The following is a 25,048-nucleotide window of genomic DNA, read 5'->3' as shown; positions in this document are numbered from 1 at the left end:
TGTGACGACGTCCCCTGCGGGCTGTCGCGTGGAGTTCTGGTGCGACCGTGCGGCGCCCCTTCGTCATCGCCTGGTCGGGCGGGGTGTGCGGGTGGTGGCGCGGCCCCGCCGTCGTACGTCGGCCGTCCTCTCGTCGCACCATTTCCTCACCAGGGTGGCGAGTTGCCCGTGCGCGCCGGGTTCCACGAACAACCGCGTCGCCCCGGGGACGAGTTGCAGGGAGTGCGGGGCCATGAGGCGCTGGGCGGCCTCCACGTTCAGGTGGAGGCCTTCGGTGTCCTGGGCGCCGACCACGAGCAGGACCGGCGCGGTCACCTTCTTCAGTGCGCCGTCCACCAGGTCGGGACGACCGCCGCGCGAGACGACGGTGAGCACACGGCCCGGCCGCTCGGTCGAGGCCATGAGCGCGGCGGCGGCGCCCGTGCTCGCGCCGAACAGGACCACCGGGACCCCTCGCGTGCCGGGCTGGGTGTCCAGCCAGTCGATCGCGCCGACCAGGCGGCGGGTGAGGAAGGGGATGTCGAAGCGGTGCTCGGCGGTGAGCAGGTCGTGCCGTTCCTCGCGTTCGGTGAGGAGGTCCAGCAGGAGCGTGCCGAACCCGGCGGTGCGCAGTTCGGCGGCGACGGTCCGGTTGCCCGCGCCGTGCCGGGAGCTGCCGCTGCCGTGCGCGAAGAGCACCACGGCCCGCGCCTTGGCCGGGACGACGAGGTCTCCGGGCAGGTGGGCGTCCTCGGTGCGCACGAGAACCAGCTCGGAGATCATCGTCATCAGCTTCTTCCGTCCGTGCCCGGTCCTCGGTGGATCGACGCGCCGCCCTGGGTGCCCCCACCGGGTACCCCCTCCGGCGTTCGCCACCCGTCGGCCCGACGGGCGCCGGGCCGACCGGGTGCGGGGGTGCGGTTACGCCGTGCCGCCCGTGAGCTGGTACGCCTTCAGGTTCCGCAGCAGGAGGTAGGTGTCGCGGAGTGAGCCGGAGGTGTCGCCGAGGGAGCGGTAGATGCCCCACTTGGGCCGTACCCGGTCGGCCAGGAAGGTGTCCACGCCGGTCTTCCTGGCGTCGACGACCGTGGTGCCGGCGTTCCTGACGACCCAGCGCACGGACCCGGAGGTGCCGTCGCCGATCCTGATCTCGTACTCGATGTCGATCCACTTGTTCTGGAGCGGTTCGAGGGCGGTGCGGCCGACCAGGACGTCTCCGGCGAAGACCTTGTGCTCGATGGTCTGGACGCCGTTGACGCGGCGCAGCGAGGTGACGGTGATCGGGGAGGTGCCCTGGCCGGGCTGCTTGGTCTGCATGATGTGCGTGAAGCTGGTCGTGGCCCTGAGGGTGCTGGGGATGTACATCGAGTAGGTGACGCGCCAGGTCTCGCCGAGCCGCCACTGGAGGTGGCCGGAGGAGGAGGTCCGGTTGCCGGTGACCTCGTGGCGCTGCCGGTCGGTGGACGAGTCCCGGTCGACCATGTGCATGTCAAACCGATAGGTGTCGCCCACGGTCCTGATGTGCGGTGCTCCTCCGGGGTGCGAGTCGGCCCGGTCGTCCTCGATCGTCTCGAAGGCACCGAGCCCGACGGAGGCCGGGGCGGGCGACCAGCGCAGCGTCCAGGCCGGGGCGGCCTCGGCGGAGCGGGACGGCACGGCGATGCCGACCGCGGCCAGGGCGAGGGCGAGCGCGGCCAGGGTGGCCGTTGCCATGGAGCGGCGATGCGTCATGGGTACCCCTGGAGTGAGGTGGCGAGGTACACGGCATGCTGCCCCAGACCGGACTGACAGTAAAGGTTCCTAACAGATAAACCCCGCCGCCTTCGCGCCTCCGTTCCCGGCCGACCGCTCCCTCACGTCTCCGCTCCCCCGGCGCACCGCACCCTCACACCGCGCGCCTCAGGACCACCGTGCGCATCCCGCCCGGCTCGCTCCGCTCACGCGTCACTCGGAGCCCGGACAGCCGCAGTTGCTCGACGACCCAGGCGTGCGAGAGCCGCAGCTTGCGGTAACTGTGGGCACTCATGGCCCAGTTGCCGGTTGCCCGGTCCCGGCGGTGGATCAGGTCGTGCACGACCACCGTGTAGTCGTCGAAGTCGTCCGGATACTCCAGGAAGCAGGTCATGATCCGGTCCTCGGTGGAGCGCACCGGGAGGAAGCGGTCCGTGCCGGTGAGCGGGACCTCCAGGTCGCGGTAGGCGAACACGGCGACGCCGTCGGGCGCGAGCGCGACGGCGACCTCGCCGAACAGCGCGGCCACGTCACCCCTGGTCGGCAGGTGCGTCAGCGTGTCGCCGAGGCACACCACGACGCCCGCCGAACCCGGACGGACCAGGTCCCCGAGCGCGGTGCGCAGGTCGGCCCGCACCGGCCGCACGGCGGGTACGGTGTCGGCGTGCGCGGCCAGTTCGTCCAGGAGCGGGCGGCTCAGGTCCACGGCGAGGACGGGATCGAAGCCCAGGCCCGCCAGGGCGAGGCTGGTGTGCCCCGGGCCGCAGCCGAGGTCCACGGCCGCCGGACCGGCCGGGCCGGGCACCACGCCCCACTCGATCAGATGGGCGCGCTGGGACGCGGCGAGCGCCGCCAGATCACCGCCCAGCATCCAGGTGTAGTGCTCCGCGAGAAACCGGTCGTAGTGATCGACAGCGGTCGTCATGGACCCCGACTCCCTTCGGATAAGGCAGGTGTTGGGCAATCTAGGGCGCGATACGGCCGAATCGGCGGACGGCCGAACGAAATTCGGGACACTGGGCAGACTGACGGCCATGGACAGCATTGATTCGGCGATCCTGGGCCACCTCCAGCGCGAAGCACGGCTCACCAACCGCGAGTTGGCGCGCAAGGTGGGTGTCGCGCCCTCCACCTGTCTGGAGCGGGTCCGCTCGCTGCGCGCCCGTGGGGTGATCACCGGCTATCACGCGGCCGTGCAGCCGCGCCTCCTCGGGCGCTCCCTCCAGGCCCTCGTCTTCGCCCGGCTCCGTCCGCTCAGCCGCGACGTGATAGCCGGCTTCGAGGCCTATCTGGCCGAACTGCCCGAGGTGGTCTCCGTGTTCGTGGTCTCCGGAGACGACGACTTCGTCGTCCATGTGGCCGTGCCGGACATCGAGCGGCTGCACGCCTTCCTGATGGACCGGTTCAGCGCGAGACGGGAGGTGGTGAGCTTCCGGAGTTCGGTGATCTACCAGCAGACCAGCGCACGGGTGATGACCCCGCTGCCGGGGCGTCACGACGGAGATTAGGGCGGGCGTGAGGGAGGCGCGGCGCCGTCGACGCCCTCGGCGCGCCGCACCCGGCACGACGTACACCCCGCGACGCCCTCAACGCGCCGCGCGCAGCTCCGCGTAGAGATCCGGGCCCGTCCAGGTCCGGGGCACCGACTCGGCCTCGCGGACCAGGGAGAGCAGCCGGGCGTTGACCGGGGCCGTGCGGCCGTGGGCCGCCGCGAGGGCGACGATCTCGCCCTGGAGGGAGCCGATCTCGGTCGGACGGCCCCGTTGGAGGTCCTCCCACATCGACGAGCGGGCGTGGGCGTCGATCGGCAGGGAGGCGGCGGCGATCCGGCGGAAGAGCGGATCGGGCAGCCCGAGGACGTACGGGGTGAGGCCCGGGGCGGTCGGTCCGAGCCGGGCGGGCGTGACACCCGCGGCGCGGTAGGCGGCCAGGGCCTCGCGCTGGCAGAGCGCGAGACAGCGGCGGTAGGCACGCTGGGCGAGCTGGTCGCGCAGGGGAAGTCCGGACAGCGCGTTGACGGCGTTGTTGAGGTTCAGCAGCAGTTTGGCGTGCTGCACGTCGGACATGTCGGTGCGCGGTTCGATGGCCAGGCCCGCCGCGCGGAAGGCGGCGACCAGGACCGTATCCGGCTCCACCATCACGCTGCCCGGCATCCCCTGGTGGACGGTGCCGGGTTCGGACTGGACGACGTTGTACGGCACCATCCCGGCCAGCACGGTGTGTCCGGGGAGGGCGGCGCGCAGGGTGGCGGGGTTGTGCAGGCCGTTCTGCAGGCTGACCACGGCCGCGCCCGGGGCGAGGTGCGGGGCGAGCTCGTCGGCGGCGGCCTCGGTGCCCGCCGTCTTCACCGTCACCAGCACATGACCGGCGCCGGCCGCGGCCTCCGCGCTCGTGGCGAGGCTCAGCCGTTCCGGCGCGAGACGCACCGGCGGCCGGCCGGCCACGCTGAGGGTGAGGCCGCGCTCGCGCAGCACGTCCATCGCGGCGGGCCTGCCGATGAACGTCACGTCGTACCCGGCGGCGACAAGGTGACCGCCGAGATGGCAGCCGATGCTGCCGGCGCCAAGGACGGCGAAGCGGGGCTCGGACATGAGTGACTCCTGCGGAAGCGGCGGGGTGAGCGGCTGCGGCCCGGACCGGGTACCCGCGCGCCGGCCGCGGGGGCGATCGTCGCGATCACCGTCCCGAGGATTGCGTCAGGCGTCCACTGGACGCATAGTGGCGCTCGCGCCACCGCCGCCGCAACCCCCAGGGAGCCGCCGTGAACCTCGCCGATTTCCAGAACGAGATCTATCTGGCCGGTCTGGGCGGGGTGGTGCCGCGGTTGCCGACCGATCTGCACCGGCTGGAGGAGCTGGCGGCGGCCCGGCTGACGGCGCAGGCGCACGGGTACGTCGCGGGCTCGGCGGGTGCCGAACGGACCGCCCGCGCCAACCTGGAGGCGTTCGACCGGTGGCGGATCGTGCCGCGGATGCTGTGCGACGTCGCCGAGCGCGACCTGTCGACGACGGTCCTCGGGACCCCGATGCCCGCGCCGGTCGTCATCGGCCCGGTCGGGGTGCTGCGGATCCTGCACCCGGACGGCGAACTGGCCGTGGCCCGCGCGGCCAAGTCGCTCGGCATCACCATGACGCTGTCGACGGCCGCCTCGGCCTCTCTGGAGGAGGTCGCCGCGGAGGCCGGTCCGCGCTGGTTCCAGCTGTACTGGCCGAAGGACCGCGAGCTGGCCGCCAGTTTCCTCCAGCGGGCGAAGGACTCGGGCTACAGCGCCCTGGTGGTCACCCTCGACACCTTCGCCATGGCCTGGCGGCCACGCGACCTCGACACGGCGTATCTGCCGTTCCTCCAGGGGATCGGGGTGCAGAACTACTGGAGCGACCCGGTCTTCCTCAAGGCCGTCGGCGGCCCGGTCACCGAGGAGAACCGGGACCGCGCCCTGCTGCACTGGGTGGCCAACTTCGGCGATCCCAGCCTCACCTGGGACGATCTGGCCTGGCTGCGGGCCGAGTGGGACGGGCCGATCGCCCTCAAGGGCATCCAGCACGTCGACGACGCCCGCCGGGCCGTCGACGCGGGCATGGACGGGATCGTGGTGTCCAACCACGGCGGCCGCCAGGTCGACGGCGCGATCGCCTCCCTGGACGCGCTGCCCGCGATCGCCGCCGAGGTCGGCTCCCGGGTCTCCGTGCTGTTCGACTCGGGCGTCCGCTCGGGCGCCGATGTCGCCAAGGCCCTCGCCCTCGGCGCCGACGCGGTCATGATCGGCCGCCCGTACGCCTACGGGCTCGGGCTCGCGGGTGAGGACGGCGTACGGCACGTGCTGCGCTGCATGACGGCCGAGCTCGACCTCACCCTCGCACTGACCGGCCGGTCCTCGCTCGCGGAGGTCGGCCGGGATCTGCTGAGCCCATGACCCGTGCGGCCGGGTGGCGCGGATGAAGGCGGGATCGGCAGCGTGGTGGCGGGCCAGGTACGCGGCGCGCGAGAGGCAGCGTCCGCGGGCGGGCGGGATCGAACTGGGCCGGATCACCGCGACGGCGCTGCTCATCGCCGACGCGGAGGGGCTCGCGGCGCTGACCATGCGCAGGGTGGCCGACGCGATGGGCGTGCGCCACACCTCGCTGTACCGGCATGTCGCCAGCAGGGACGAGCTGTTGGTGGAGCTCGTCGACCATGTGCTGGGCGAGGGCGACCCGCCCGACACCGGCCGTGGCTGGCGGGCGGATCTGGAGGCGGGCGCGTGGGAGTTCCGGCGGGTGCTGCTGGCGCATCCCGCGGTCGTCCCGCTGCTGACCGTGGGGCAGTTGCTCGGCCCCAACGCCCTGCGCGCCCGCGAGACCGGGCTCGGCCTGCTGATCCGGGGCGGTTGGGAGCCGTCGCGGGCCGTCCAGATCTACCTGACGGTCGCTCACCACGTCATCGGCACCGCGCTGCTGGGAACCGGCGGCGCCGCCCGCGGCGTCGAGGAGAGGGCGGCGATGACCGAACTGTTCGCCGGGATGCCGCAGTTCCCGCTGGTCCGGGAGCTCGCCGAACCGCTCAACCTCCCCGACGGTGAGCAGGAGTTCCGATTCGGTCTCGCGGCCCTGCTCGACGGAATGGGAGACCCGCGATGAGTCGTGCCACGGCCGCACCGCCCCGGCGCCGGTCGGTCGCCCGGTTCACCGCGGCCGCCATGACCGCGGTGGCCGTTCTCGTGCTCACGGGCTGCGGTGAGCCGTCGCGGCCGGGCGGGACGGACGGGGCTCACGGGCCCTGGGGTTCCGCCGCGAACGCAGGTTCCGGGGGCTCGGTGCCGACCGCAGGTTCCGGAGACGCGGAGGCGGCCCCAGGTCCCGGAGGCTCGGTGCCGACCGCAGGTTCCGGAGACGCGGAGGCGGCCCCAGGTCCCGGAGGCTCGGTGCCGACCGCAGGTTCCGGAGGCCCGGAGCCGGTCTCAGGTCCCGGAGGCTCGGTGCCGGCCGCCGGGCCCGGGAGTGCCGGGCGTCGCGCGGACCGGCAGGAGGCTCCCCGGGGACGCCTGCGCTACGACGAGGAGCCGGTGCGGGCCCGGTTCCCGGAGTTCGGCGACTTCACCTCGGTGGTCTGGAGGGGCGAGGCCCTCGGCGTGAGCGACCGGTCGGTACCCGGACCCACCGACGTCCGGATGGCCGGCGTCGTCCGTCTCGCCGACGCCGACGCGCGACGGCTGCGGGACGGCTACTCCTGGCGGGACGCCCCGGCACAGCCCGAGGTCCCGGCGGACCTGGGCCCCCACGTCCCGGCAGGCGCCCGCTGGCGGACGAGCGACGGCTTCGCCCGTGCGGTCACCGGCGACCGCTACCCGGCCACCTTCCACGCCGACCTGGAGCGGAAGTTGCTGGTCTTCGAGGCGGTGAACCCGCAGCCGAAGGCTTAGGGCCGCCCGGGCGTGCCGGGCGTCAGGTGTCGTCGATGCGGATCAGGGCGATGGTGATGTTGTCCGGGCCGCCCGCCTCGATCGCGGCCTGCCAGAGGACGAACGCGGCGGGACCGTCGTCGGACTCCTCGTCGAGCAGACGGTCGATGGTCTCGTCGGGCACCGGGTCGGTCAGACCGTCGCTGCACACGAGCAGGCGTTCACCCGCGCGGAGCGGGCAGGGCACGAGGTGCGCGGTCACGGGCGTGTGGAGGTGCGTGCCGCCGATGGTCTGGGTGACCCGGGAGGTGACGCGCTGCCCGGGAGGCGGGGCCGGGCTGTCGTCGACACTGATCTGGCGCAGACCGTCGTCGTCCTGGAGATACACCCGGCTGTCACCGATGTTGAAGACCAGCAGGCCGTCCCGGAGGATCAGCACGCCCGCGACCGTGGTGCCCATGGTGGCGAGCTCGGGGTGTGACTCGCCCGCCTCGAACAGCTGGCGGTTGCAGGTCTCCAGAGCCGCGCCGACGTCCTCCGCGTCGGTGAGGGTCGGACCGAGCTCGGCCAGGCGGTTGACGACGAGACCGCTCGCGATCTCTCCGCCGGGCTGGCCGCCGAGGCCGTCCGCCACCGCCGTCAGCAAGGGCCGGGACCGGGGGAAGACCAGGGTCTGGGGCGTCTCGGTGACCGTGCCGCACAGCGTCCACGGCCCGACGACGAGGCTGTCCTCGTTGTGGTCGCGCACCAGTCCGCTGTGACTCAGCGCGGTCACGGCTGTGTACGGCACATCGCTCCTTTCCCTCCCCCACCATTGTCCGCCCGCGCGAGCCGCCTGTCAGGGCCGGACCGGCCGGGTCCTCACCGTGGGACACCCGTCACCCCGTGTAGCCGGGTCACGGCCCCCTGGCGGATCCACGTCCCGCCCGCCGGGTGACCGGCGGGCGGGACATGGAGGTGCGGGCGGCCGCGTCAGCGCGCGGGGCGGATGCGGTGGATGGAGTCCAGGGCCCGCGGGCCGGCGGCGGCCTTGTCGACGACGTACGCCGTGCCGTGGACGAGCACGACGTGGTCGCTGTTGGCGCCGGTGGCCGGGTTCGCGAGGACGGTGCCGGTGCGCGGGTCGAGGATCGTGGTGGTGCCCGCGTCCTTGTTGACCGCGTAGACGTTGCCGGTGCAGGCGTCGGTGGCGACCGCGAGGGTGCCCGCGCCCGTCGCGATCTCCCGCTGGACCCGGCCGGCCGCGAGGTCGACGACCGAGACGGAGCCCGCCGCCTGGTTGGCGGTGTAGGCGGTGCGGCCGTCGGCGGACAGGCAGACGTCGATCGAGCCCTGTCCGGCCGGGAGCAGCCTCGGCTCGGCGGAGCCCGGGGTCACCTCGATCAGGCGGCCCTTGGCCAGGTCGGCGGCGAGGACACGGCCGTTGTACGGGTTGACGGCGAGGCCGGTGGGCCAGGCACCCTCGACGGTGACGCGCTGCTTCTCCTGGTGGGTGCGCAGGTCGAAGGCGACGATGCTGCCCTCCTCCAGCGCGCTGCACCAGGCCACGCCGCGCGGCAGGTCGACGGCGACGTCACGGGGGTGCTTGACGCCGGGGAGGGTCGCCAGGTGGCGGCCCGTGCTCTGGCTGTACACCGCGAGGGCGTTGTTCAGGGTGGCGGTGACCCACACCGTGTTGTGGACGTCGTCGACGGTGACGCCGTAGACGGCCTCCAGCGCACCGGTGGCCGGGTCGGTCAGCGGGGGTGTGTAGGCGTCGAGCAGCTCCAGCGTCCGGGGGTCGACCTTGAGCAGGCGCGACTGGGTGACCGGCGGGAAGCCCACCGAACTGGTCACCCACAGCACGTCGTTGCGGGCGGAGTGGGCGACCTGGTAGAGGCCCTGGGCGAGCTCTGCGGAGTTCACGGCGTAGGACGTCTCCAGCGTGCGGGGGCGCTTCGGGGTGGCGGCCGACGCCGTGCCGGTGGCGGCGAGCACGCCTCCGGTGGCGAGTGCGGCGCCGAGGACGGTGCGACGGCCGATCGGGTCGCGGGTGCCGGACATGGTGTTTCCTTCCGAGTAGGGGGTGATCTGGCAGGACTCATGGGTCATGCGTCCAGGTCCTGGAGCCGGGTGGCGAGCACGGCCGCGATCTCGTCGATCGGGCCCGGCCGGGTCATCTCCGGGTGTGTGCAGTCCAGTTGGTGTTCATCGATCGCCCCGCCGAGGTACGGCTTCCAGGCGCTCGGCGTGAGCCAGTGCTCGGCGCGCGGCGCGGCGGCGGTGAAGAACAGCACGTCGCCGTCGAAGACCTGGTGCCGCTGGGTGCGCATCAGGCGGGCGTTGTTGGTGACGATCCCGATCACGGCGTCCACGACGTGCTCGGGCAGTGCGGCGAGGGCGCTGCCCTCGCGGCGCAGCACCGCGAGGACGCCCTCCCGGGTCAGGTCCGTGCCGCCCTCGTAGCCGGCCATGCGCAGCAGGGCGCCCAGCGCGTCGGCCTCGGTGGGACCGGCCAGGTCGCGCCACTGGTCGGACGGGTAGGCGTCCATCAGGGCGAGCAGCTCGACCGCCTGGCCCGCCTGCCGGAGGTGCACGGCGACGGTGTGCGCGACGACCCCGCCGACCGACCAGCCCAGGAGCCGGTAGGGGCCTTCGGGCTGCACCTCGCGCAGCCGGGCGACGTAGTCGGCGGCCATCTCGTCCATGGTCGCGGGCAGCGGTTCGTCGGCGTGCAGGCCGCGGGCCTGGAGTCCGTGCACCGGTTGGTCCGGGCCGAGCGGGGCGAGCAGCCCCGAGTAGCACCAGCTGATGCCGCCGGCCGGATGGAGGACGAACAGCGGGGTGCGGGTGCCCGTGGCGCGCAGGGGCAGCAGCACGTCCAGGGCGCTGTCCCCCGCGTCGCCGTCGGTGAGGCGGTCGGCGAGCGCGGCCGGGGTGGGTGCGCGGAAGAGGGTTCCGAGCGGGGTGGTGGTGCCGAGGGTGTCGCGGATGCGGGACATCAGCCGGGCGGCGAGCAGCGAGGTGCCGCCGAGGTCGAAGAACCCGTCGTCCACACCGGCCCGTTCGACGCCGAGCACCTCGGCGAACAGCCGGGTGAGGGTCTCCTCGGTGGGCGTGCGTGGTGCGCGTCCCTCGGTGGCGGTCGCGGCGGCGGGGGCGGGGAGCGCGGCGCGGTCCAGCTTGCCGTTGGCGCTGAGCGGCAGGTCGTCGAGGGTGACGAACGCCGACGGCACCATGTAGTCGGGCAGCGTCGCGGCGAGGCGGGCGCGCAGCTCGTCGGCGCCGGGTACGGTCCCGGTGGAGTGCGTCGCGGCGTCGGCTACGGTCCCGGCGGGGTGCTCCGCGGCACCGGATACGGTCCCGGCGGGGTGCTCCGCGGCGCCCGCGCCGGTGACGTAGGCGACGAGGCGCTGGTCGCCGGGGCGGTCCTCGCGCAGCAGGACCACGGCCGCGCCGATCCCGTCCACCGCCGTCAACCGGGCCTCGATCTCGCCGAGTTCGAGGCGCTGGCCGCGGAGCTTGACCTGGTGGTCGGTGCGGCCCAGGTAGACGGTCTCGCCGTCGGCGGTCCAGCGGGCCAGGTCGCCGGTGCGGTACATGCGTGCGCCGGGCGGGCCGAAGGGGTCGTCGACGAACCGTTCGGCGGTGAGGTCGGGCCGGTGCAGATAGCCGTCGGCGAGCTGGGCGCCCGCGAGGTACAGCTCGCCGGCCACCCCGGGCGGGCAGGGCTGGAGGGCCGGGTCCAGGACGTACAGGCGGGTGTTCCAGACCGGCCGGCCGATCGGGACGGTACCGGTGGCGCCGGGCACGCAGGTGTGGTGGCTGACGTCGACGGCGGCCTCGGTCGGCCCGTACAGGTTGTGCAGCGGGACCTCGGGCAGTGTGCGGTGGAACTGCCGCGCGGTCTCGCGGGGCAGGGCCTCGCCGCTGGCGAAGACATGGCGCAGGCCCGTGCATCCGGCCGCCTCCGGCTCCGCCAGGAACAACTGGAGCATGGACGGCACGAAGTGGCAGACGGTGACGCCCTGTTCGCGGATGACACGGGCCAGATAGGCGGGGTCCTTGTGCCCTTCGGGGTCGGCGAGGACGAGGGTGGCACCCTCCCGCAGGGCCCAGAAGAACTCCCAGACCGAGACGTCGAACCCGGACGGTGTCTTCTGGAGCACCCGGTCGCCGGCCGACAGCGGATAGGTGTGCTGCATCCAGCGCAGCCGGTTGTCGATCGCCGAGTGCGGTACGACGACGCCCTTGGGCCGGCCCGTCGAGCCGGAGGTGTAGATGACGTAGGCGGGACGGCCCGGGGTGAGGGCGCGGGGCGGGTCCACGCGGAGCCGGCCGGTGAGGTCGAGACCGTCGAGCAGGACGTACGGCGTCGTCGTGCGGGGCAGTCGGACGGCGGTGTCCGTGTCGGTGAGGACGCAGACCGGGCCGGCGTCGTCGAGCATGTGGCCGAGCCGCTCGGCGGGGTAGCCGGGGTCCAGCGGCAGATAGGCGGCGCCCGTCTTCAGGACGGCGAGCAGGGCCACGATCAGCGGCACCGAGCGGGGCAGCGCGACGGCGACCAGTCCGCCGGGGCCGACGCCGCGGTCGAGCAGGTCGTGAGCCAACCGGTTGGCCCGCTGGTTGAGTTCGGCGTAGGTGAGGGTCAGGTCGCCGTGCACCAGGGCGGGGGCGTCGGGGGTGCGGCGGGCCTGGGCCTCGACGGGGCCGATGAGGGTGGTGGGCGGGACGCTCCGGGTGGTGGCGTTGAACTCCTCCAGCACCAGATGGCGTTCGGTGTCGGTGGCGACGCCCAGGCGGGCCAGGGGCGCGGCGGGGTCGCAGTCGGCGACGCGGGCCAGCAGGGCGAGGAAGCGCTCCTGGTGGACGGCGACCTCCTCGCGGGTGTAGAGGGCGGGGTTGGCGTCGTGGTCCATGCGCAGGCCCCTGCCGTCGGCACGGTCGTAGACGTTGACCGTCAGGTCGTCGACCGGGCCGGCGGACAGGTTGTGCGCCACCGCGCGGGCGCCCGCGAAGGTCAGTTCATAGTCGAACGGCATGATGTTGACGAGCGGTCCGACCAGCGGGCGTCCCTCCCCCAGCAGGCCGAGGTCGCGCCGGATGTCCTCGTAGCGGTAGCGCTGGTGGCGGCGCGCGGCCCGCATCGCGAGCACGACCTGCCGGGTCAGCTCGGCGAGGGTGGTGGCGGGCCGGACCTCCAGACGCAGCGGCAGGACGTTCATCACCATGGCGGGCACACGCAGGGCCACCGAGCCCATGCGGCCCATCAGCGGCAGGCCGAGGACGACGTCGGGGCGCGCCGTGACGCGGGAGACGTACAGGGCCTGGGCGGCGAGGATCAACTCGGGCCAGGTGGCGCGCAGTTCGCCGGCGAGCGTGCGCAGCCGGGTGGTGACCTCCTCGGCGATGTGGGCGCTCGACCGCAGGAAGGTACGGGAGGGCAGCGCGGCACGTCCGGCCAGGGCCGGTGCCTCGGGACGGTCGGCGAAGGCCTCGCCCCAGTACGCGCGGTCGGTCGTGTACTGCTCGGAGGCGCGGTAGGCGAGGTCGTCGGCCACCAGGTCGGTCACGGAGCCGAAAGGGGACCCGCCGGGCTGCTCGCCCGCGACCAGCGCCGAGTAGATCTCGGCGGTGCGGCGGACCAGGAGCGAGTAGCCGAAGCCGTCCATGACCAGGTGGTGGACGCGCTGGTACCACAGCCAGCGGTCGTCGCCGACGCGCAGCAGGGCGTGCCGGAAGAGAGGGCCGGTGGCGAGGTCGCAGGGCCGGGCGAGGTCGGCGTCCATCCAGGCACGGGCGTCGGCGTCCGGATCGGCGGCCTCGCGCAGATCGGCGGTGTGCAGCGGGAAGTCGTCGAGGCGGACGGTGAACTGCCTCGGCCCGTCCGGCGTTTCCGCGATACGAGTGCGCAGTGACTCGGCCTCGTCCGCGGTGCGGACGAGGGCTTGGGCGAACAGGCCGGGATCCACGGTGCCATGGATCTCCAGGCACTCGGCCGTGTTGAGCGCGGGGCTCCGCGGGTCCAGTGCCTGCGCGAACCACATACCGGTCTGGGCCGCGGTCAACGGCAGCCCGGCGTCGGGCCCGCCCGGGGTCGGCTCGGCGTCGGGCCCGCCCGGGGTCGGTTCGGTGTCGGGCCCGCCCGGGGTGGCCGTCCCGGCGCCGGGAGTGGGGGGCGGCACGACGCCGCCTTCGGAGGACGAGGTCACGGCCGTACTCCCAGCAGCGGGGCCCAGGCCTCGATGGCCGGGCGTTCGGCGAGGGCGACGAAGGTGATCTCGGCGCCGTGGTCGCGGCGCCACCGCTCGACGAGACTCATGAGGCGGACCGAGTCCAGGCCGTAGTCGGCGAGGTTCTCGTCGTCGGGGATGTCGGCGGGGTCCTCACCGAGGACGTCGGCGACGTCCTCGCGGATGCGCTGCACGGTCAGCGTCATGGTCGGTCTCCCTGGAAGACGGAGTCGGCGGTGATGACGCGGGCGCAGGAGCGTGCGGCCCAGTGCAGCGCCTGGAGGTGTTCGCGAGGGCCGAAGTCGGCGGTCGCGTCGGCGACGACGAACGGCTGGATGTCCCGCATCCAGGCGTCGCAGGCCGTCATGTTCACCCCGAGGTGCGCGTAGACCCCGGTGATGACCAGTTGGTCGCGCTCCTCGTCCGCCATCAGACGGGCCAGGTCGGTGCGGACGAACGCGCTGTACTTCCACTTGGTCAGCAGCCGGTCGCCATGGAGCGGCGCGACGGCGGGGGCGATGGCGACGGAGTGCGCGTCGGCGGGCAACCCGGGTCCCCAGAAGTCCCGTTGCAGTCCCCGTTCCTCGGGGCTCTGCCCGCCGGGCTGCGCCGAGTAGACGACGGGCACGCCGAGCCGACGGGCCTCGTCGGTCAACCGGGCCACGGCGGACAGGAGTTCGGTGAGGGGCAGGGCGTCCGGGGTGAACGCGGACAGGAAGTGGTTCTGGAGGTCGTGGACCAGCAGGACGGCCCGTGCCGGGTCGACCTTCCAGTCGACACGGTTGGCGGGCAGCTCGGCACCGGCCGGCATGGCGTACGCGGGGATGGAGGGAAGGGCCATCGTCTCAGGTCGTCTCGTGGTGGGAGGTGGCGGCGGTGACGCGGAGGTCCTTCTTGCTGACCTTGCCGACCCCGGTGTGCGGGAAGGCGTCCACGAACTCGACCAGGTCGGGCACCTTGAAGGCGGCGAGTCCCCGCTCCCGGACGAACCTGCGCAGGGCGGGGGCGCGCAGCGCGGCGCCCTGGCGCAGAATCACGTACGCGCAGGTGCGTTCGCCGAGGAAGTCGTCGGGTACCGGGACGACGGACACGTCGTGCACGGCGGGGTGGCCGAGGATGACGTTCTCGACCTCCTCGGCGGCGATCTTCTCGCCGCCGCGGTTGATCTGGTCCTTGGCGCGGCCCTCCACGACGAGATGGCCGGTGCCGGTCATGCGGACGAGGTCGCCGGTGCGGTAGAAGCCGTCCGCGGTGAAGGAGCGCCGGTTGTGCTCGGGGGCGCGCCAGTAGCCGCGGATGGTGTACGGACCGCGGGTGAGCAGATGGCCGGTCGTGCCGGGTTCGACGTCCCGGTCCTCGTCGTCGACGATCCTGATCTCGTCGTCCGGTGAGATGGGCCGGCCCTGGGTGGTGACGACGGTCTCCTCGTCGTCGTCCAGCCGGGTGTAGTTGACCAGGCCCTCGGCCATGCCGAAGACCTGCTGGAGCGTGCAGCCCAGCGCGGGCCGGACGCGGCGGGCCGCGGTCTCGCTGAGCTTGGCGCCGCCTACGAGCAGCGACTTCAGGCTCCCGAGGTCGTACGTCGTGGTCCTCGCGGCCTCCGTCCACACCAGGGCGAGCGGCGGGACGACACCGGTGAGGGTGACGCCCTCGCGCTCGATGAGGGGGAAGGCGGTGTCCGGGTCGGGGCTGGGGCACAGGACGACGCGGCCGCCGACGGCCAGGGTGCCGAGTGAACCGGGCGAGCTGAGCGGGAAGTTGTGCGCGGCGGGCAGGACGACGAGGTACACGCCGTTCTCGTCCACCGCGCAGATCTCGGCGGAGGCACGGACCGAGTAGAGGTAGTCGTCGTGGGTGCGCGGGATCAGCTTCGGTACGCCCGTGCTGCCTCCGGAGAGCTGGAGGAAGGCGAGGTCGTGCGGGGCGGGGGCGTCCTCCTCGAGGGGCAGCGCGGCGTCCGCCGGGACCGGCACGTCCGCCAGGGCGGTGTGCTCTCCCGGGTCGCCGACGACGTAGACGCGTCGCAGGGCGGGGGCCTGGGCCCGTACACGGGTGGCCAGTTCGCGGTAGTCGTAGCCCTCGTGCACATCGGCGACGACGTAGGCGACGGCCTCGGTGAAGGTACAGAAGTAGCTGATCTCCGTGTCCCGGTGGGCGGGGAGGGCGAAGACCGGCAGGGCACCTATGCGGAAGAGGGCGAAGACGGTCTCGAAGAACTCGGCGACGTTGGGGAGCTGGACGACCACGCGATCGCCCCGGCGTACTCCGTCCGCGCGCAGGCCCGCGGCCAACCGGTCGGCGCGGGAGTCGAGTTCGGCGTAGGTCCAGCGGCGTCCGGTGCCCGCGGGGTCGACGACGGCGATGCGGTCGGGGTGCAGGTCCGCCCGGGTGCGCAGCATCTCGCCGAAGGTCTCGCCGCTCCAGTAGCCGGTGGCCCGGTAGCGCTCGGCGAAGGCGGCGGGCCAGGTGGGGGCGTCCCCCTCGGCGGGGGCGGGCCGGGCGGTGTCGCGGGCGTCGACGCTCACAGCTCGGCCCCCACGGCGTGCAGGAACGTGCGGAACTTGGCCCCGGTCTCGGCGGTCTCGGCGGCCGGGTCCGAGGCGGCGACGACGCCCGCGCCGGCGAACAGGCGCAGGGTGCGCCCGGAGACCTCGGCGCAGCGGATGGTGACGACCCATTCCCCGTCGCCCTCGGCGTCCTCCCAGCCGACGATGCCGGTGTACAACCCCCGTTCGAAGGGTTCCAGTTGGCTGATGGCCCGGCGGGCGGGCGCGGTCGGGGCGCCGCAGACGGCGGGGGTGGGGTGCAGGGCGGAGGCGAGTTCGAGCGAGGTGGTCCCGGGGGTGGCGAGGGTGCCGTGCAGGGTGGTGGACAGATGCCACATGGCGGCGGTCCGCACCAGGGTGGGCCGTGCGGGCACATGGAGTTCCGCGCAGAAGGGCGCCAGAGCGGCCCTCATGGCGTCGACCACGACGGAGTGTTCGTGCAGGTCCTTCGGTGACTCCAGCAGGGAGGCCGCGCGCCGCACGTCCTCGGCGAGGTCTTCGCTGCGCGGTACGGAACCGGCAAGCGGGTTGGCCACGAGGGTGGCGCCGCACCGGGAGACCAGGAGTTCGGGGCTGGCGCCGAGCAGGGTGGCGCCGGTGGCGGTGGGCATCGCGAAGGTGTAGCCGTGGGGGTCGCGGCGCGCCAGGCGTTGCAGCATCGACGCCGTGCCGGGGTCGCGGTCCCCGGTGAGGTCGAGGGCGCGGGCGAGGACGACCTTGGTGAACTCGCCCGCCTCCATCCGCTCCACGGCGGCCGCGACGGCGGCCGCGTACCGCTCGGGCGCGGGCACCGGGCGGACGGTCCAGGCGACCGGCTCGGGTTCGGGTGCCGGGAGGGTGATCAGCGGGTCCGCGGCGAGGGCGGGGGCCCGGCGTACCACGGTGGGCACGACGAGTTCGGCGCGGGCCGCGGGGTCGAAGGGGATGGCGCCGATCACCACGGGGTCCGGCCGGCCGGCGGCCCGCGCGGTGCTCAGCGCGACCCGCACTCGCTCTTTCAACGGCCGTGAATCGTGCGGGACATGGGCGCGGACTCCACGGGCGAGCAGGGTACGGGTCGGCGACGCGAGAAGCCGGTCCGAGCCCGGCCGGTAGTCGTCGAGGAGGGCTGTCGCCGCACCGACGGCGCCGACTGCGGACTCGCCTGCGGCGAGCGTTTCGGGGACCGTGGTCACCTTGGGTTCTCCGGTTTTCTCCGGTACTGCGGGTACCGGGCCGATGGTCGGGCAGTGCGGGTGGCCGAGCGCGTCGGGCGGAAGCGGGCAGGTTGGGGCGATGCGGGCTGGTGCGCTGTCGGGCGGATACGGGTAAGGCGGGGCGTCGGGCGGATGCGGGCTGGGTGCGGCCGTGCGGCGACAGGGTCGAACCGGTGCGGCCGGACATCGACTTGTCGATACGGCGCACGTGACACGAGCACCGGGTGTGCGGCCGGTGGCGCGCATTCCGTGTGCTCGTCCGCCGGGAACGGTAGTCGCGGCCGAAGCGCGGGGGCCCACCGTCTGACACGGTCTGACGTGGGACGGGACGACACCGGACCCGCGGGCCAAGGAATGGCAAAGCGCTCAACCCTGGGGGCCGGGAGCGCGTCGGGCGGGGCGATCCACGCCCGCCACCCGAGTTAGGTCTACCTTACCCAGAACACGCCACCACGGGGAGTGCCGCGAGCACTTCTCACAGGAACGGAGCCGCCCCGGCATCACCGTGGTGACGGGGGGGGCGGCCCCGGGCTCGGTCGCCGTCACGTCGGGGCGGCCCCGGGCAGGGTCGCGCCGGGCTCCTGGCCGCCGTGCGCGGTGTGGGAGGCGGTGAAGGCCGAGTACCCCATGTCCGCGAGCCCGCCCCGGAGCCCGAGGCGGCCTCGGCGGCCCGGCACGCCGATGTCGTCCGGGCGTTGAAGGAGGCCTGGCAGGCCAAGGACATGGGCGCGCTCGTCGGCCTGCCGGCCCCCGACGTCACGGCGACCGGCGAGGGAGGCGGAGTCACCGCCGCGCCGGAACCCGTCGCGGGTGCCGAGCGGGTCGCGCGCTTCTTCGCCGAACCGACCGCGGCGGCTCCCGGCACGCGGCTGGTGGAACGCTCGGTGAACGGCCGGCCGGGGCTGGTGACCCTGGTGGACGGCGTCACCGTCCGTGATGGCCTTCGACGTCACGGACGGACGGATCCACCACATCCGGTCGGCCCTCAACCCAGACGAGCTCCGTCCCTGGAAGGCAACTTGACGGTCACTCAGCGGATGGCACTCCCGAGCGGCCCCCGCCCCGGGCCGGAGACAAAGACCTCGACCCGGCTCAGACCCGGAACGCCCCCAGCGTCACCTCGGGGCCGCAGACGGAGAAGACCGCCGCGGAGCCCGCGCCGTCGACGGCCTGCACCTCACGGCCGACATCGTCGGGCAGCGCGATCTCCACCTTCGACGCCTGGACCGCGCACACCTCGCGGGCCGAGGCGCTGCCCTCGAAGTTCAGGTCGGTGTAACGGACTTCGGCCGTCGCGGTGGCTCCGGGGGCGACGGTGACGGAGTCGGTGCCCGCGGTGGAGCTGTCGGTCTCCACGGGCGCGCTCTTGTCCTGGTCGTCGCGGGCGGTGAGGGTCACGGCACCGACGACGGCGCAGGGCTGGGCCGAGGTGTTGGTGAGCTTCACCGTGGCGGTCGCGGGCTCGGAGGCGGTGGCGTGGGCGGCCGCCACGACGAAGGTGAGCGTGGTGGTGGCAGTGGTGCACGCGGAGACCGGAGTGCCGGACACCCCGTCGGCGCCGCTGCTCGAGCCGCTGCCCTGAGCGGAGTCGTCGTCCGAGCCCGAGTGCGCTCCGCCGTGCGCGCGCTTCTTGCCCGAACTGCTGCCGTGGCTCTTGCCCTTGCCGTCCTGACAGCCCGTCAGGGCGAGCGTGGCGACGAGTGCGGCGGACGCTGCCGCGATGACGGTGTGACGGACTCGCATGATCTCCCCCGATGACTGGCGTGCGATGACAGGGCTTATCACGCAGTTCACCGGCCGTCGGTTCGGCACGTCGAAGTGAGGGACGCCACAGCGCGGTTCCACAAGGCGGTTCCACAAGGCGGTTCCACAAGGGCGGTTCCACAAGGCGGCCTCACAGGACGGGTCCAGGGGCAGGCCCACAAGGCGGTTCACAAACGAGGCATGGTGCGGGAGTTTCCGCGCCGGCCCGGTGGGCGCGGTGCGGTCAAGCGGAACGCCTCGGCACGGCCGCGCGCCACGCGACTTCGGCCAAGAGCGGAGCGGGGAGGGTGAGTTACGCGCCAGGTCGGCTCCACCACGGCTCAAGTCGCGTAGTCTCGCGGTGTGGGGTATTCATCTGAACCGATTTCAGAGCCTACGTACGCATGGCGTGAGCTGCTCCAGCGATGGAGCGACGACTGGCTCGACCCGGTCCTGCACGAGGACGAGCGGGTGGAGCCCTTCCCGGCCGAGGTCCGGGCCGCGCGATGGCTGGGCCGCGCCGGGGCCGACGACGGGAAGATCACGCGACTGGAGGCACGGCTCGGCCGCAGACTGCCGCCGAGTTACCGGGAGTTCCTCCAGACGACGGACGGGTGGCTCAACACGACCACCGAGATCGACCGGCTGCTGCCGGCCGGCGAGGTCGGCTGGACCAGGGACCTCGCACCCGGCATGGCCACCTGGACCACGGACACCACCCTCAAGATCAGTCACACGCCGGACGCGACGGCGACCTACCTGCTCAACCCCGAGGTGGTCACCGCCGAGGGCGAGTGGGAGGCGTGGTACGTCGCCCACTGGATCGACGTGGTGATCCGCTACCGGTCCTTCTGGGATCTCATGAACTGCGAGTACGACTCCTTCCGCCTGGCCGAGTAGGCACCGGGCGGCCCCCGCCCGGGCAGCACCCCGCGCGGCGCGCCCCCGGCCGGCACGCAGGGCGACACGCACAAGCGCAGGCACCTCCGACAGCGGCCCGGTCCCACGACCGGGCCGCTGTCACGCGTACGGCCCGCGACACCGCGCCCCGAATCATGCGCGCACTCCCCACGCCGGAAGCCTCCCCGCGAGACCCCCATCCCCTGGGAGCCTCCTCACGCCGAAAAATACCCCCCGGGGTACTCGTGCTACGGTCGAGATACCCCCGGGGGTACATTTCGCTGGAAGGGAGTACCGCGTGTTCTTCGTCGACACGATCGACCTGGCCGGGCTCGGCAACCGCAGCTACCTGGCGGGCGGCGAGCGGACGGCCGTGGCCGTCGACCCGCCCCGTGACATCGACCAGGTGATCGCGGCGGCGGCCCGGCGCGGCGTGCGGATCTCGCACGTCGTCGAGACGCACGTCCACAACGACTACGTCACCGGCGGGCTCGAACTGGCCCGGCTGACCGGCGCCGCCTATCTGGTCCCGGCCGGAGCCCGGGTCGCCTACGACCGCGTGCCCGTGCACGACGGCGACCGCTTCGGGATCGACACCCCGGCCGCCCTGACCCTGCGCGCCCTCGCCACGCCCGGTCACACTCCGCACCACACCTCCTACGCCCTGGAGGAGAACGGCACGGCGGTGGCCGTGTTCACCGGCGGCTCGCTGCTGATCGGCGCCGTCGGGCGGCCCGACCTGGTCGAACCACGGCTGACCGAGCGGCTCGCACGCGCCCAGCACGCCTCCGCGCACCGGCTGGCCGCCGAGCTGCCGGACGACACGGCGGTGCTGCCCACGCACGGCTTCGGCAGCTTCTGCTCCTCCGCCCGGGCGACGGGGTCGGCCAGCACGATCGGCGCCGAGAAGGCCGCCAACGAGGCGCTCACCCGTGACGTGGACACCTTCGTAGCCGGGCTGCTCGCCGGGCTGGACGACGTACCCGCGTACTACACGCACATGGGCCCGGCCAATGCCGAGGGGCCCTCGCCCGTCGACCTGACGCCGCCCGCCCCGGCGGACGCGGACGAGATCGCCGCCCGGCTCGCCGCCGGAGAGTGGGTGGTCGACCTGCGCAACCGGGTCGCCTTCGCCGAGGGGCATGTGGCGGGCTCGTTCAACTTCGAGGCCGAGGGGCAGCTCGCCACGTATCTGGCCTGGCTCGTCCCGTGGGGCAGGCCGGTGACCCTGCTCGCCGAGTCCGCCGAGCAGCTCGCCGCCGCACAGCGCGAGCTGGTCCGGGTCGGCGTCGACCGACCCGCCGCGGCCGCGACCGGGGACCCCGAGGAGTGGGTGCGGGAGGGCGAGGACCTGGCCTCGTTCCCCCGGCGCACCTTCGCCGACCTCGCGGCGCGGGCCGGGCAGGGCGTGGTGGTCCTGGACGTCCGCCGCGACTCGGAGCGGGCCTCGGGCCATGTGCGGGGCTCGGTCCACATCCCCGTCCACACGCTGCCCCGGCGCCTGCACGAGGTCCCCGACGGACACGTCTGGGTGCACTGCGCGGGCGGTATGCGGGCCGCCGTGGCCGCCTCCCTGCTGGACGCGGCCGGCCGTGACGTGGTCGCCGTCGACGACTCCTTCGCCGCGGCGGAGGAGGCCGGGCTCCCCGTCGTCGACGCGCGGGGCGGGAACGGGTCCGTCGCGTGAGCCCGGCGATGCTCGCCCTGGGCGCCGGGGCCGTCATCGGTCTGGCGCTCGGGGCACTCGGGGGCGGCGGCAGTGTGCTCGCCGTGCCGGCCCTGATCTATCTGCTCGGCTTCACACCGGTCGCGGCCACCACGGCCGGCCTGGTCATCGTCGCCGTCACCTCGGCCGTCGCCCTGACCGCGCACGCGCGTGACGGACAGGTGCGCTGGCGTACGGGGCTGCTGTTCGCGGCGGCCGGGATCGGCCCGGCCGTGCTGGGCGGCGCGCTCGCCGCTCGCCTGCCGGACACCGTACTGACCATGGGCTTCGCCGTGGTCGCGGCCGCGGCCGCCGTCCGGATGCTGAGGTCCGGGCCCGTCGCGCGGGGGCCCGTCGAGCCCCGGCCGGGGCGGGCGGCGGCGGCCGGGGCCGGGCTGGGCGCGGTGACGGGCGTGCTCGGGGTGGGCGGCGGTTTCCTCGCCGTCCCGGCGCTGGTCGGGGTGCTGGGGCTGCGGATGCGGGCGGCCGTGGGCACCAGCCTGGTCGTCATCACCGTCAACGCGCTGGCCGCCCTGAGCATGCGCGCGGGCACGGCCGACGGCCTGGACTGGGCCGTCATAGCGCCGTTCGCCGGGGCGGCCGTGCTGGGCGCCTGGGACGGCCGCCGGCTGTCGGCGAAGCTGTCCGGGCCGGCGCTTCAGCGCGTCTTCGCCTTCGCCCTGCTGGCGGTGGCCTGTCTCATGCTGCTGGACACGGTGGTGTGACGGCCGCCCGCACGACGGCGAGGGCGGCCAACCGGCTCCGGCGGCGGGCCGACGGCGGACGACCGCTCAGGCCAGCGACAGGAAGAGCTTCTCCAGCCGGGCGCGCATCGCCTCGCTGTCGTCGCCGTTCTTCCGGCCGGACTCGATGTCGGCCACGCACTGCTGAAGGCCGGTGGCGATGATGGCGAACCCGGCCCGGTCCAGCGCCCTGGACGCGGCGGCCAGCTGCGTGACCACGTCCTCGCAGTCGCGCCCCTCCTCGATCATCCGGATCACTCCGGAGATCTGACCCTGCGCCCGCCGCAGCCGGTTCAGCACGGCCCGCAGGGCGTCGCCCTCAAGCTCCAGTTCCACGATCACTCCTCCGCGAATACCCCTAGGGGTACTGTACGTCCCGGTTCGGGACTGCGGCGAACAGCAAGGATCACATCTGCCATGACGACCCCCTTCACCACCCTCGGCACCGACGAGGCCCGCTCCCGGCTCAGCAACCTGACCGTGATCGACGTCCGTACGCCCGGCGAGTACGCCTCCGGCCATCTGCCCGGCGCGCTGAACATCCCGCTGGACCGGGTCCGGCGGGCGCTGCCCGAGCTGCGGCACGCGGCCGGCCGGGGCGACATCCTCGTGGTGTGCGCGTCCGGGGCCCGGTCCGAGAGCGCCTGCCGGCTGCTCGCCGAGCAGGGCATCGCGACGGCCACCCTCACCGGCGGCACCAGCGCCTGGGCCGCCGACGGCCACGACCTGGACCGGCCGGCGGCCTGCGACACCCGCTCCGGCTGGAGCATGGAGCGCCAGGTCCGCCTCACCGCGGGCTCGCTGGTGCTGCTGGGCCTGCTGCTCGGCCTGCTGGTGCACCCGGCCTTCCAGCTGCTGTCGGCCGGCATCGCGGGCGGCCTGGTCTACTCGGCCCTCACCGACACCTGCGGCATGGCCGCACTGCTCGGCAAACTCCCCCACAACCGCCCCCGAGCAGCCGACCTGGCGACAACCCTCACCACCCTACGAACCCGCTGACCCCACAACCCGCGCCCCAAAAGGAGCGCGAGGAACTGCGCACAAAGGGGCTGGGGAACTGCGCAAACCGGCACAACACCCCCAGCCCCCCAGCGCCGCCCAAAAAAGGGGCGCGGGGAACTGCGCAACCAGCACAGCACCCCGGAACACCCCGACGCCGCCCCGCACCACCACCCCAAAAGGGGCGCGGGGAACTGCGCGACCAGCCGCAACGAACGCAGGCCCAAAAACAACCCGCACCCCCACGGCGCCCCCGTCACACACCCCGACGGCACGCCGTCACACACCCGAGGGCGGCAACCCCGTCACACACCACCCCCACGACAGCCCTACCGCGCCACCCGCCCCCGCAAAGCCGCCCGCCAGGCCGGCACAGGCGCATCACGCACCACCTCGGCCCGCCGCCCACCCCGCGCGAAGAACCCGGCCAACGGCAGGATCGCCGCGCCCACGGTCACCGCCTCCGGCCCCAACGTGCCGAGACCGACGACCGTACGGGCGGCGGGATGCCGCAGCGCGTACGCCGTGGCATGGGCCTTGACCTCCTCCAGGAAGCGGCTGCCGAGCTGGAGGCCCGCCCAGCCGCCGACGAGGATGCGCTCGGGCTGGAAGAGGTTGATCAGGTCCGCGAACCCGGCGCCGAGGTACTCGGCGGTCTCCGCCAGCACGGCCCGGGCGACCTCGTCGTGGGGTTCCCCGGCACCGGGCGGCGGGTAGGCGGCCGCGAGCATCGCGGTCAGCGCGGTCTCCTCGTCGGCGCCCTCGGGCGGGGCGCCCCCGGCCTCCCGCCAGCGGTCGAGGAGCGCCTCGGCACCCGCGTACGCCTCCAGGCAGCCGTGCGTGCCACAGCGGCAGCGCCGGCCGCGGACCCGGACGGTGAGATGACCCCACTCGACGGACCGCCCGGACCCCGTGTGCTCGGAGATCACGCCGGCGCCGACGCCGGACCCGAACAGGACGAAGACGGCGTTGCCGGCCCCGCGCCCGGCACCGAACCACATCTCGGCCTGACCGAGCGTCTTGGCACCGTTGTCGATGCAGTACGGCACGCTCGGCGGCAGGCCGTCGCTCTCGCGCAGCAGACGCTCCAGCGGGACCGCGTCCCAGCCGATGGTCTGGCCGTGCACCACGGCGCCGTCGCGGCCGCCGCGGGCGACGATGCCGGGCACCCCGATCCCGACGCCCAGCAGCCGCTCGGCGGACACCCCGGCCCGGTCGAGGACCTCGGCGATGCCGTCCCGGATGTGCCGGACGACGAGGGCGACCTCGTAGCGGGCGTGCCGATCGGTCTCGCTGGTGGACAGCGGGCGCTCGGCGCGGGCGAGCTCGTTGAAGGCCAGGTCGAACAGCTCGATCCGGATCCGGGTCTCGCCGACGTCGACGCCGATCATGCTGCCGCTGGCCGGGCTGACCCGCAGGAGCGTGCGCGGCCGCCCTCCGACGGAGTCGACGCTCCCGGCCTCCTCGACGAGCCCCTCGGCGACGAGCTCCGCGACCACGTTGCTCACCGAGCCGGAGCTGAGTCCGATGGCGGGGCCGAGGGCGAGCCGGCTGAGGGGGCCGTCGAAATACAACCGTTGCAGAACGGCGGTACGGTTCTCGCGTCGCAGGTCACGGACCGTGCGACCACTTCTCGCAGACACCTTGCTCCTGTCTCCGCAGTGGCCGTGCGCAAGCTCCCCGGGGCGGAGCCCTTGACGCACACTTCTCATGGATATTAACTCACGGCGTAAATTAAGCCGTTACGGAGAGCCGAGCGGGGCCTCGCCGTTCCGGTCAGCCACGTCTTCCCGAAAGGGTCTTCGAGGAGCCATGCGCAGAATCAGAGCCGCGGCCGCAGGTGCCGTCACCTTGTCTCTCGCTCTCGTCACCGCGGCCTGTGGGGGCGGTTCGTCCTCGGGCGGCGGGTCGGACGAT

Annotated in this window: 23 protein-coding genes; 8 read left to right on the top strand and 15 right to left on the bottom strand. The window is 73.6% G+C overall.

Going from position 1 to position 25,048, the window contains the following annotated elements; all coding sequences use genetic code 11:
* Positions 1-63: 63 nt before the first annotated feature.
* The 3 genes from ACFYR0_RS34115 to ACFYR0_RS34105 all read right to left on the bottom strand — a co-directional run bounded on the left by ACFYR0_RS34115 (position 64) and on the right by ACFYR0_RS34105 (position 2,635).
* Positions 64-762, bottom strand: a complete 699-nt coding sequence (locus tag ACFYR0_RS34115; protein WP_389337132.1) for a dienelactone hydrolase family protein — start codon at positions 760-762, stop codon at positions 64-66.
* A gap of 138 nt (positions 763-900) precedes the next feature.
* Positions 901-1,692 (bottom strand): Tat pathway signal sequence domain protein, encoded by a 792-nt coding sequence (locus ACFYR0_RS34110; protein ID WP_389336974.1) that lies wholly within the window; start codon positions 1,690-1,692, stop codon positions 901-903.
* Positions 1,693-1,864: 172 nt separating this feature from the next.
* On the bottom strand, positions 1,865-2,635 hold the full coding sequence (locus ACFYR0_RS34105) for a methyltransferase domain-containing protein (RefSeq protein ID WP_389336971.1): 771 nt from the start codon (positions 2,633-2,635) through the stop codon (positions 1,865-1,867).
* A gap of 109 nt (positions 2,636-2,744) precedes the next feature.
* On the opposite strand from ACFYR0_RS34105, the gene ACFYR0_RS34100 reads away from it, so the two are divergent.
* Positions 2,745-3,218, top strand: a complete 474-nt coding sequence (locus ACFYR0_RS34100) for an Lrp/AsnC family transcriptional regulator (RefSeq protein WP_389336968.1) — start codon at positions 2,745-2,747, stop codon at positions 3,216-3,218.
* Positions 3,219-3,296: 78 nt separating this feature from the next.
* Here the strand turns inward: ACFYR0_RS34100 and ACFYR0_RS34095 are convergent, their stop codons facing one another.
* A complete protein-coding gene (locus ACFYR0_RS34095; RefSeq protein WP_389336965.1) occupies positions 3,297-4,301 on the bottom strand; it encodes a 2-dehydropantoate 2-reductase in 1,005 nt (334 codons plus the stop codon).
* 170 nt (positions 4,302-4,471) lie between these two features.
* Between ACFYR0_RS34095 and ACFYR0_RS34090 the strand changes: the two genes are divergently transcribed.
* The 3 genes from ACFYR0_RS34090 (at position 4,472) to ACFYR0_RS34080 (ending at position 7,108) form a co-directional block, all read left to right on the top strand.
* Positions 4,472-5,623 (top strand): lactate 2-monooxygenase, encoded by a 1,152-nt coding sequence (locus tag ACFYR0_RS34090; protein ID WP_389336962.1) that lies wholly within the window; start codon positions 4,472-4,474, stop codon positions 5,621-5,623.
* Positions 5,624-5,645: 22 nt separating this feature from the next.
* The gene (locus ACFYR0_RS34085; protein WP_389336959.1) at positions 5,646-6,326 is read left to right on the top strand and encodes a TetR/AcrR family transcriptional regulator C-terminal domain-containing protein; all 681 of its coding nucleotides are present in this window, start codon (positions 5,646-5,648) and stop codon (positions 6,324-6,326) included.
* A 338-nt stretch (positions 6,327-6,664) separates the two neighbouring features.
* Positions 6,665-7,108, top strand: coding sequence for a hypothetical protein (locus ACFYR0_RS34080; RefSeq protein WP_389336956.1), 444 nt, complete (start codon positions 6,665-6,667; stop codon positions 7,106-7,108).
* 22 nt (positions 7,109-7,130) lie between these two features.
* On the opposite strand, the gene ACFYR0_RS34075 is transcribed toward ACFYR0_RS34080, so the two are convergent.
* From ACFYR0_RS34075 to ACFYR0_RS34035, 9 genes are all read right to left on the bottom strand, one after another.
* Complete coding sequence (locus ACFYR0_RS34075; RefSeq protein WP_389336953.1) at positions 7,131-7,877, bottom strand: PP2C family protein-serine/threonine phosphatase; 747 nt, start codon at positions 7,875-7,877, stop codon at positions 7,131-7,133.
* 182 nt (positions 7,878-8,059) lie between these two features.
* The gene (locus ACFYR0_RS34070) at positions 8,060-9,178 is read right to left on the bottom strand and encodes a YncE family protein (RefSeq protein ID WP_389336950.1); all 1,119 of its coding nucleotides are present in this window, start codon (positions 9,176-9,178) and stop codon (positions 8,060-8,062) included.
* The gene (locus ACFYR0_RS34065) at positions 9,175-13,140 is read right to left on the bottom strand and encodes an amino acid adenylation domain-containing protein (RefSeq protein WP_389337129.1); all 3,966 of its coding nucleotides are present in this window, start codon (positions 13,138-13,140) and stop codon (positions 9,175-9,177) included. Before ACFYR0_RS34065 ends, ACFYR0_RS34070 begins: the two co-directional genes overlap by 4 nt.
* Before the next feature lie 134 nt (positions 13,141-13,274).
* Positions 13,275-13,505, bottom strand: a complete 231-nt coding sequence (locus tag ACFYR0_RS34060; RefSeq protein ID WP_386385230.1) for a phosphopantetheine-binding protein — start codon at positions 13,503-13,505, stop codon at positions 13,275-13,277.
* The gene (locus tag ACFYR0_RS34055; RefSeq protein ID WP_389336947.1) at positions 13,502-14,140 is read right to left on the bottom strand and encodes an isochorismatase family protein; all 639 of its coding nucleotides are present in this window, start codon (positions 14,138-14,140) and stop codon (positions 13,502-13,504) included. The genes ACFYR0_RS34060 and ACFYR0_RS34055 overlap by 4 nt, the downstream gene beginning before the upstream one ends.
* A gap of 4 nt (positions 14,141-14,144) precedes the next feature.
* Positions 14,145-15,824: a (2,3-dihydroxybenzoyl)adenylate synthase gene (locus ACFYR0_RS34050; protein ID WP_389336944.1), complete on the bottom strand. Its 1,680-nt coding sequence runs from the start codon at positions 15,822-15,824 to the stop codon at positions 14,145-14,147.
* A complete protein-coding gene (gene dhbC / locus ACFYR0_RS34045) occupies positions 15,821-17,020 on the bottom strand; it encodes an isochorismate synthase DhbC (protein WP_389336941.1) in 1,200 nt (399 codons plus the stop codon). Before dhbC ends, ACFYR0_RS34050 begins: the two co-directional genes overlap by 4 nt.
* A 563-nt stretch (positions 17,021-17,583) precedes the next feature.
* Positions 17,584-17,994, bottom strand: coding sequence for a hypothetical protein (locus ACFYR0_RS34040; RefSeq protein ID WP_389336938.1), 411 nt, complete (start codon positions 17,992-17,994; stop codon positions 17,584-17,586).
* 139 nt (positions 17,995-18,133) lie between these two features.
* Positions 18,134-18,784, bottom strand: a complete 651-nt coding sequence (locus ACFYR0_RS34035) for a DUF4232 domain-containing protein (protein WP_389336935.1) — start codon at positions 18,782-18,784, stop codon at positions 18,134-18,136.
* A 363-nt stretch (positions 18,785-19,147) separates the two neighbouring features.
* Here ACFYR0_RS34035 and ACFYR0_RS34030 point away from each other — a divergent pair, with 363 nt between their 5' ends.
* From ACFYR0_RS34030 to ACFYR0_RS34020, 3 genes are all read left to right on the top strand, one after another.
* Entirely contained in the window at positions 19,148-19,684 is a 537-nt protein-coding gene (locus tag ACFYR0_RS34030) for an SMI1/KNR4 family protein (RefSeq protein ID WP_389336933.1), read from the top strand.
* A 298-nt stretch (positions 19,685-19,982) separates the two neighbouring features.
* Positions 19,983-21,371 carry a rhodanese-like domain-containing protein gene (locus tag ACFYR0_RS34025; protein ID WP_389336931.1) on the top strand — a complete coding sequence of 463 codons (1,389 nt, stop codon included), beginning with the start codon at positions 19,983-19,985 and terminating at the stop codon, positions 21,369-21,371.
* Positions 21,368-22,114 carry a sulfite exporter TauE/SafE family protein gene (locus ACFYR0_RS34020; RefSeq protein WP_389336929.1) on the top strand — a complete coding sequence of 249 codons (747 nt, stop codon included), beginning with the start codon at positions 21,368-21,370 and terminating at the stop codon, positions 22,112-22,114. Before ACFYR0_RS34025 ends, ACFYR0_RS34020 begins: the two co-directional genes overlap by 4 nt.
* A gap of 66 nt (positions 22,115-22,180) precedes the next feature.
* Here ACFYR0_RS34020 and ACFYR0_RS34015 read toward each other — a convergent pair whose 3' ends face one another.
* Positions 22,181-22,468, bottom strand: a complete 288-nt coding sequence (locus ACFYR0_RS34015) for a metal-sensitive transcriptional regulator (RefSeq protein ID WP_389336927.1) — start codon at positions 22,466-22,468, stop codon at positions 22,181-22,183.
* Between the two features lie 81 nt (positions 22,469-22,549).
* Here ACFYR0_RS34015 and ACFYR0_RS34010 point away from each other — a divergent pair, with 81 nt between their 5' ends.
* Positions 22,550-23,131: a rhodanese-like domain-containing protein gene (locus ACFYR0_RS34010; protein ID WP_389336925.1), complete on the top strand. Its 582-nt coding sequence runs from the start codon at positions 22,550-22,552 to the stop codon at positions 23,129-23,131.
* Between the two features lie 329 nt (positions 23,132-23,460).
* Here the strand turns inward: ACFYR0_RS34010 and ACFYR0_RS34005 are convergent, their stop codons facing one another.
* A complete protein-coding gene (locus tag ACFYR0_RS34005; protein WP_389336922.1) occupies positions 23,461-24,774 on the bottom strand; it encodes an ROK family protein in 1,314 nt (437 codons plus the stop codon).
* Positions 24,775-25,048: the final 274 nt, after the last annotated feature.

This window comes from Streptomyces sp. NPDC005017 (assembly GCF_042873115.1).
Taxonomy (GTDB): domain Bacteria; phylum Actinomycetota; class Actinomycetes; order Streptomycetales; family Streptomycetaceae; genus Streptomyces.
The sequence above is the reverse complement of the archived record's forward strand: the minus strand, read 5'-3'. Positions and strand labels throughout refer to the sequence as shown.